Raw genomic sequence first — 7,252 nt, 5'->3', positions numbered from 1 at the left:
ACATTCTGCTTCATCCACAAACGTCAAAATTCGCCCTAGAGTTTCGAAGATAAATTTAAAAATAAATAATCGGTTGTCAGTCAAAAGTGGGGCCAGATTGGGACAGAAAATCCCGCCAAATGGTTGGGTATATGGTTGGGTAAATCGAAATCCGGGTGAGAACCAGAAAAGTGGTAAGCTAGGTTAAATACTGATTTTACTGAGGAAAAGTATGGTGGCGGGGGCAGGATTTGAACCTGCGACCTTCGGGTTATGAGCCCGATGAGCTACCTGGCTGCTCCACCCCGCGATGTGATGTCAGGAGTGCGGTATTGTCAGATTCTCCCCTCCTGAAGGAGAAAGCTGGAGCGAGAGACGGGTCTCGAACCCGCGACTTTCAGCTTGGAAGGCTGACGCTCTACCAACTGAGCTACTCTCGCGGAACACTTAAGACTATTAGCGATTCACTGTACTTGTCAAGTGAGTTGTTCAAGAAATGTTAGTAGATAATTGGAAAGGCAGCCACATCAAGTGATAGCAAAAGCAAAATTTACTATAACTTAGGCAGCTTGGATAGTTTCCTGGCGAAACTGGAGTTCTGCTAGTCGGCTGTAGAGTGGTGAGGTGTGTAATATTTGCTGATGAGTGCCGAGGGCAACCACTCGACCATGGTCCATGACTGCAATTTGATCTGCATGAATCACCGTTGCCAGTCGATGAGCAATTACGATTGTTGTTCTCTCCTGCATCAATCTTAATAAAGCTTCCTGTACCATTCGTTCACTCTCCGCATCCAACGCACTTGTGGCCTCATCAAGTAGTAACAACTTGGGATCTCGCAAAATCGCTCGAGCAATCGCCAGGCGTTGACGTTGTCCGCCTGAGAGTCTCACTCCCTGCTCTCCAAGAAAACTATCAAAGCCCTGAGGCAACTTGTTCAAAAATTCTTCAGCATTGGCATCCCTTGTTGCAGCAAGCATCTCCTCCTTGGATGCATTGGGTTGCCCATAACGTAGGTTTTCCCAAACGTTGGCGCTGAAGAGAGTTGGTTGTTGGGGGACAAAAGCGATATGTCGTCGAAGCTCTTGCAAGGTGAGTGAGCGAAGATCAATTCCCTCAAAGTGTATGGACCCTTGGAGAGGATCATAGAAGCGCAGTAGCAACTCTAACAATGTTGACTTGCCAGCCCCAGAAGGACCAACAAGAGCCATTGTCATTCCTGGTTCAATGTGCAAGTTGACTGCTTGTAATATAAGTGAATCAGGACGAGAGGGATAACAAAAATGCAGATCATTTATCTCCACAGAGCCTCGCACCAAAGAAGGTAGTAGTTGTGGGTAGACAGGATCAGTTATCTCGCTTTCTGCCTCAAGTAGTTCAATCAAGCGCTCCGTTGCTCCGGCTGCTCGTTGGAGATCTCCAATGACCTCACTTAGAAAACCCAGAGAGCTTGCTACAATTAACGCATAGAAGACAAAGGCTGCTAATTCTCCGGGTGTCACTCTACCTGCCAAAACATCCTGACCACCCACCCATATCATGCCTCCGATCGATCCAAGGACTAACATCATCACGATAGCGATCAGAAAAGCTCGCTGTCGGATGCGCTGAATTCCAGCACCAAATGCAGACTCAACGTGTTGTGAAAAGGACTTCTCGTCCACCTGTTGATGGTTCATGCCCTGAACAATCTTGATGTGCTGTAAAGCCTCCCCCACGTAAGCTCCTACTGAAGCTACTTTATCTTGGCTGGTCCTTGAGAGTTTTCGTACACTACGACCAAAGATGACAACTGGTGCAACGAGAAGGGGCACCGCAATCAATACGATGGATGTTAGCTTGGGGTTGGTCCAGAAAAGCCAAGCGATGCCACCTAAAAAGAGCAACACGTTTCTCAGGGCTACTGATAGAGATGATCCAATAACTGTTTGCAGAACCGTAGTGTCGGCTGTAATTCGCGCCTGAATTTCCCCACTGAGATTGGTTTCAAAAAAGCCTGGGTGTAACTGTAACAAATGTTGAAAGACAGCCTTGCGCAGATCTGCGCTGACACGTTCTCCCAGCCAGGAAACCAAGTAAAATCTCAAAAAAGTTCCAAGTGCGAGTAGGGTTATGAGTACAAGAAACAATAACAACGTCTGAGTCAAAGCCTCTGGGGATCCAGCTACGAAACCCTGATCAATCAATAAGCGCACTCCTTGTCCAAGGGAAAGGGAGACACCAGCGGTAGTGACCAAGGCTATACCTGCGAGCAGGATTCGCCATTTATAGGGTCGCAAGAAACGAAAGGCTGGAAGAAAGTTGGAAAGTTGCTTGCTTTTTGCTCGGGAACTGGTGTCAAGCATTGATATTTGAGAAGTGATGTATTGAAATTAGAGAGATTGCCATGTGAAACATAGCCTAACACTATGTTCTTAAACTAGAAAATGTTGTAAGTTATTGTGTGAGGTATGTTGGAACCTATCGAGGAAGATTCTCAATGATTTTGAAGTATTTATCTAGAATCCTGATCGAGCGAGATCCGAGTCTGGTGTTAAGCTCTGGTTAGTTACTGTAGGGTTACAGTCACAGTTGCATCAATTCAAAATCATGAAAAGAGGCGTCAGGACTGTCCTCAATGATTTCGCTAGGAGAGTCAGATTGTGTTTACTAAGATGCTCTGCTGGTAATTAACTGAATGCAACAATAGAATGAGCACTTTTGGGTAATCTCATTTTTCAAATTGTGGTTTTTCGATAGACCGATTTGGTTGAAGTACGACATCTATGGTTGTAAATCCTGCTTTCACGCTATAATACCGGTTGTTATAAGCAACTTCGCAACGACGCATTTCCAGAAATTCCTCGATGTAAGCACACTCCTGGATGGCGGACTTGGGAATCAACTTCGGAGGTTTTTTCTCTGCAATCTGAGGAGTGGGGTTACTATTAGAACAAGCACCTAGTAGCGCAAAGTACGTCATTGCAAAAGCTATTTTCAACATGATTGAATATCTCATTTTGTTCAGGAACTTGGTGTGCTTTGTTTTGAACACGCACTTCTATGGCTACAGTGCTGGTTCAACAATTTTTAAATTCAGTTGATCGGTCTAAGGATCAAAGGTTTCCAAATGAGTAAGGACAACAACCAAAGAAGACCACCCGATGATCCATTTGAAATGCTCTTTCAGGGTTTTTCTGAGTTGGTGGAAAACCTCTCACAGGTAGGAGACGCTTCTCCCGAAGAGTGGGAGAAAAGTTTTCGCAACCAGGCTAATCGTACAAATTTTACTTACAATTCAGATAATCAGAATAATCGACATTCTTCTTCTGCACCGAGTTCAGATTCTCCGCCTAAGGAAGAACCAAAATATGATCAAGCCATCGGTGGCTTGGGGGAGAGGATGGAACGCATTCGCGAGTTGATAGAACTACCATTACAGAAACCAGAAGTCTTTGAACGTTTGGGCATCAAGCCTCCCACTGGGGTGCTGCTCCATGGTCCACCAGGGTGTGGCAAGACCCTAATCGCACGAACTTTAGCCAAGATTGCAGGTGTTCACTTTTTTAGCATCAGTGGCCCAGAGATCATCAACAAATACTATGGTGAAAGTGAAGCCCGACTGCGCAAGCTCTTCGATCAGGCTCAACGGGCAGTGCCAGCGATACTCTTTATCGATGAAATTGATGCGCTAGCTCCAAAACGTGACCAGTCTTTTGGTGATCTGGAAAAAAGAGTCGTTGCTCAGTTACTGACCCTGATGGATGGTCTGGACGATCGGGGCCAAATTATTATTATTGGTGCAACGAATCGGCCGAATGCTCTAGACCCTGCTCTCCGCAGACCCGGTCGCTTTGATCGAGAGATTGAGATTCCAGTTCCGGACCAACTAGGACGCAGAGAAATTTTAGAAATTCACACGCAGCCAATGCCTCTGACAAAGGGGGTTGACCTAGACGATATGGCTCGTCGGACACATGGCTTTGTTGGTGCTGATCTAGCGGCCCTCTGTCGAGAGGCAGCTTTGCAGGCTCTGCGCAGAGTACTTAAGAAAACACCGGTTGCTCAACTTGATTTGAGTTCTATCAAGGTTGGATTGCCAGACTTCGCAGCTGCTTTTCGAGAGGTTGAACCCTCGGCGCTACGGGAAACAGTAATCAGTGTGCCAAACGTCAAATGGGAAGAAGTTGGAGGGCTTTCCACAGTCAAATCACGTCTGATCGAAGCAGTCGAGTGGCCTTTGCGCTATGGGCATTTGTTTGTGCAGGCTGGTTTGAGGCCATCTCGAGGGATCCTGTTGGTGGGACCCCCTGGTTGCGGCAAGACCCTGCTGGCAAAGGCATTGGCAACTGAAAGTCAGGCCAACTTCGTTGCGATGAAAGGCGCAGATTTACACTCGAAGTATGTCGGAGAGTCAGAACAACGTCTGCGGGATATTTTCCGAAGAGCAAGACAAGCCGCCCCTTGTATTCTTTTTTTTGATGAACTAGACGCATTTTTACCTGCCCGTGGAATGATGGGTTTGGATGCTGCGGTCTCTGAGCGTATACTCGCTCAATTCCTGGTTGAAATGGATGGGATTGAGGAGCTCAAGGGTGTGCTTGTACTCGGAGCTACGAATCGTGTGGATCGACTTGACGAAGCGATTCTACGGCCAGGACGCTTTGACGAGATCGTTAAATTTGCACCACCTGACACAATGGAGCGCGAAGAGATTTTGAAGATCCACTTAAAGCAAAAACCACTCAGTGCCGAGGTTGATGCAACTTACTTGGCTGGTCTAACGGAAGGCTGGAGTGGAGCAGAACTGTCGGCAGCTTGCAATCGAGCTGCGCTGTTGGCAGTTCAAAGAGCGGTGCATGGAGAGCTCAAACGAATGAACCCAATTACACGTGAAGATCTTTTGCAAGCGCTGAGACAGATTCGTCCTGAGAACTGAAAAATTAAGCTGAGGCGCTCATTGCTTGAGAAATACTTTGTGGTAATGATTTTAACCAGAGATGCTGAATCTGCCTTAGCACCTGACCATCTGCCGCAAGACAACGCAGGAGGTGTAAGTTTGGTGCTAGTTGGTCAACAGCAACTTCGCAGTTTTTAGGCCATTCGGTTGGAACGAAATAGTTATCGGGCACAAATGCCAGAGCACTCGCCCAGATCGGATAGTTACCTAGCTGGAATGGATTGCTAAAACCTTGTTCAGTTGGACAGAGTAGGGAGCGATCCAGATAGTGCAACTCGCTGCCAGCGAATAACTTTGTTTCACTCTGCAGGAGTTGAAAACACCAGGCCTCCCCGTGAGCCAGACGACCTGCCATGTAGGCTTCCCAGAAGCCAAGCTGAGCCCCTGCTTCTACCTCCAGTACAGTCTGCTGGTTGAATTGAGACTCAGCAAAAGGAATTACCGGATCACTATAAATCGTGAGATTGGATTCAGCTTGCAAAGTATAACGTAACTTTTGCTGGGCAATGTCGCCTCTCTGTGAGGGGTGAATTCGTAACGCTCCCTGCGTCGTCAGATGAACTTGTGTGCCAGGTTCCGCATGAATATTGATCTCCCACAAGTCTCCACCAAAGATGCCAGGAGCAGGACTCATCAAAATTAACTGTAACCCTGAACCGTCAGTAAGTGATACGGGTCTGGTCACTTTGAAAACACTATCAGCCTGAACATCTGTCAGTCGAGTTTGACCTCGGTGATAACCGAAAGTTAAGTTAAGTTTGGAATGCATCAGACAGCGATGGAGTTTGGTTCACTCTCCAACAATACTTCGGTTTGAATCCAGTAGATGACAGTATCGAGCCCTGTTTTGTCTTTGAGATTCGTGAAGACAAAGGGTCGATCACCTCGCATCTTTTTGGAATCACGATCCATCACTTCTAGAGAAGCTCCAACAAATGGCGCGATATCAATTTTATTGATGATCAATAAGTCTGAACGAGTTACACCTGGGCCCCCTTTACGAGGGACCTTGTCACCTCCAGAGACATCAATCACATAGATGGATGCATCAACAAGTTCAGGGCTGAAACTGGCTGCTAGGTTGTCCCCACCACTCTCGACGAAGATTAGTTCTAGGTCTGGGTGATCACTCAAGGCTTGATCAATCGCTTCAAAATTTAGTGAAGCATCCTCTCGAATTGCGGTGTGAGGACATCCTCCTGTTTGTACACCATAGATCCGGTCTTCAGACAACGCCTCACTACGAATCAAAAATTCCATGTCTTCGCGAGTGAAAATGTCATTGGTGACAACCGCCATTCGGTAGTGGTTACGCATTGCCTTACAGAGGCGATCCAGTAATGCCGTTTTCCCTGAACCAACTGGCCCACCAATGCCGACTTTGACAACTTTTTTCATGATTTCTCCGGATTGTTAAGTTTTTTCTAAGAGCGAAACAGACGGGTGTAAAGACCTGTGTGTTTCATTTGCAGCAAGTCGACTCTTGGGGTGAATGAGCGTAATGGAGATTTGGCATCCCCAAGGATTTCAGTCACAGTTCTTGGAATCAACCGCAACTGCTTTAGAAGCAGGACTTGTCCAGTTTGCTGTCCTAAGGCGAACAAACGCAGTGCTGCAGAAAGTGATTGATTCAAGCGGCCGAAGGCAAAGCTTGCCAGCGCTACATCTTGTGGGACGTTCAGGGTTGCAAGTAAGGTTGCTTGGACTGTCAGTACGTTGAGTGTTGGCAATAATTTTTCTAGACGATCTGCAGGAAGATCCGGATAGAGATCTGCACAGGTCGTCAACATGCGTTTTCCCAGAATGTGACTTCCATCTCTTAGTGCAACTGCTGGCTTGAGTGCGGTCAGTTCCTGATTGAGAACTTGAACACGTCGCCAATCATCTCGCTTGATTGCCTTCATCAGTTGACAGAGAGCTGGACCCTCTTGCCAGCGGAAGGTCTCTGTTCGCCACAGTTCCCACCAGGTGCCAAGGTCGTCAGGAGTTTGAAGAGCATCAAGTTGAATAGCCGACTCCAGACCCTCTGAGTAAGCGAAGGCCCCAATGGGCAAAGCGCTATCACTCAGATGCAGTACACTCAGCCACTGCTCCAGTCCAGCATTCTCAGTGGGTGTGTCCACTCTGTGGGATGGCTGGGGTGAAGGGGCGTTCACTGACTTCGTAGTTGATCCCCAGTTGCTGAAAGAGATGCTCTGCAGCAGGTTCATGGGGGCAAATCAGTTCGAAATCCGTGATCATCAGTGGCAAGTGACGATTACCAATTTGGTAGGCGAGCCAAGCCCACTCTGGAGGACTTAGCGGACGTAAAACCAAGACTGGCTCTGGAGCTTC

8 protein-coding genes and 2 tRNA genes are annotated in these 7,252 nt (G+C 47.3%); 2 read left to right on the top strand and 8 right to left on the bottom strand.

What is annotated here, in order from left to right:
- Nucleotides 1-187, top strand: a 187-nt coding sequence (locus tag P8O70_05540; protein MDG2196338.1) for a hypothetical protein, incomplete at its 5' end; no start/stop codon positions are given.
- Between the two features lie 25 nt (nt 188-212).
- On the opposite strand, the gene P8O70_05535 is transcribed toward P8O70_05540, so the two are convergent.
- The 4 genes from P8O70_05535 to P8O70_05520 form a co-directional block, all read right to left on the bottom strand.
- Nucleotides 213-289: transfer RNA gene (locus P8O70_05535), tRNA-Met, on the bottom strand.
- Between the two features lie 54 nt (nt 290-343).
- A tRNA-Gly gene (locus P8O70_05530) sits at nt 344-419 on the bottom strand.
- 120 nt (nt 420-539) lie between these two features.
- On the bottom strand, nt 540-2,324 hold the full coding sequence (locus P8O70_05525; GenBank protein ID MDG2196337.1) for an ABC transporter transmembrane domain-containing protein: 1,785 nt from the start codon (nt 2,322-2,324) through the stop codon (nt 540-542).
- 365 nt (nt 2,325-2,689) lie between these two features.
- A complete protein-coding gene (locus P8O70_05520; protein MDG2196336.1) occupies nt 2,690-2,962 on the bottom strand; it encodes a hypothetical protein in 273 nt (90 codons plus the stop codon).
- A 126-nt stretch (nt 2,963-3,088) separates the two neighbouring features.
- On the opposite strand from P8O70_05520, the gene P8O70_05515 reads away from it, so the two are divergent.
- A complete protein-coding gene (locus P8O70_05515; GenBank protein ID MDG2196335.1) occupies nt 3,089-4,897 on the top strand; it encodes an AAA family ATPase in 1,809 nt (602 codons plus the stop codon).
- A gap of 4 nt (nt 4,898-4,901) precedes the next feature.
- On the opposite strand, the gene P8O70_05510 is transcribed toward P8O70_05515, so the two are convergent.
- The 4 genes from P8O70_05510 to P8O70_05495 all read right to left on the bottom strand — a co-directional run.
- Nucleotides 4,902-5,687, bottom strand: a complete 786-nt coding sequence (locus tag P8O70_05510) for an urease accessory protein UreD (GenBank protein ID MDG2196334.1) — start codon at nt 5,685-5,687, stop codon at nt 4,902-4,904.
- Complete coding sequence (gene ureG / locus P8O70_05505; GenBank protein ID MDG2196333.1) at nt 5,687-6,316, bottom strand: urease accessory protein UreG; 630 nt, start codon at nt 6,314-6,316, stop codon at nt 5,687-5,689. The genes P8O70_05510 and ureG overlap by 1 nt, the downstream gene beginning before the upstream one ends.
- A gap of 26 nt (nt 6,317-6,342) precedes the next feature.
- On the bottom strand, nt 6,343-7,041 hold the full coding sequence (locus P8O70_05500; GenBank protein MDG2196332.1) for an urease accessory UreF family protein: 699 nt from the start codon (nt 7,039-7,041) through the stop codon (nt 6,343-6,345).
- Nucleotides 7,025-7,252: hypothetical protein (locus tag P8O70_05495; protein ID MDG2196331.1), on the bottom strand; the 228-nt coding region annotated here is incomplete at its 5' end. The genes P8O70_05495 and P8O70_05500, both read right to left, overlap by 17 nt.

This window comes from SAR324 cluster bacterium (assembly GCA_029245725.1).
In the GTDB taxonomy this organism is placed as follows: Bacteria; SAR324; SAR324; order SAR324; family NAC60-12; genus JCVI-SCAAA005.
The sequence above is the reverse complement of the archived record's forward strand: the minus strand, read 5'-3'. Positions and strand labels throughout refer to the sequence as shown.

Bases quoted from the DNA above. Each gene is read 5' to 3' on its own strand.
- P8O70_05510 (MDG2196334.1), bottom strand. From the start codon at position 5,687: ATGCATTCCAAACTTAACTTAACTTTCGGTTATCACCGAGGTCAAACT.
- ureG (MDG2196333.1), bottom strand. From the start codon at position 6,316: ATGAAAAAAGTTGTCAAAGTCGGCATTGGTGGGCCAGTTGGTTCAGGG.
- P8O70_05525 (MDG2196337.1), bottom strand. From the start codon at position 2,324: ATGCTTGACACCAGTTCCCGAGCAAAAAGCAAGCAACTTTCCAACTTT.
- P8O70_05520 (MDG2196336.1), bottom strand. From the start codon at position 2,962: ATGTTGAAAATAGCTTTTGCAATGACGTACTTTGCGCTACTAGGTGCT.
- P8O70_05515 (MDG2196335.1), top strand. From the start codon at position 3,089: ATGAGTAAGGACAACAACCAAAGAAGACCACCCGATGATCCATTTGAA.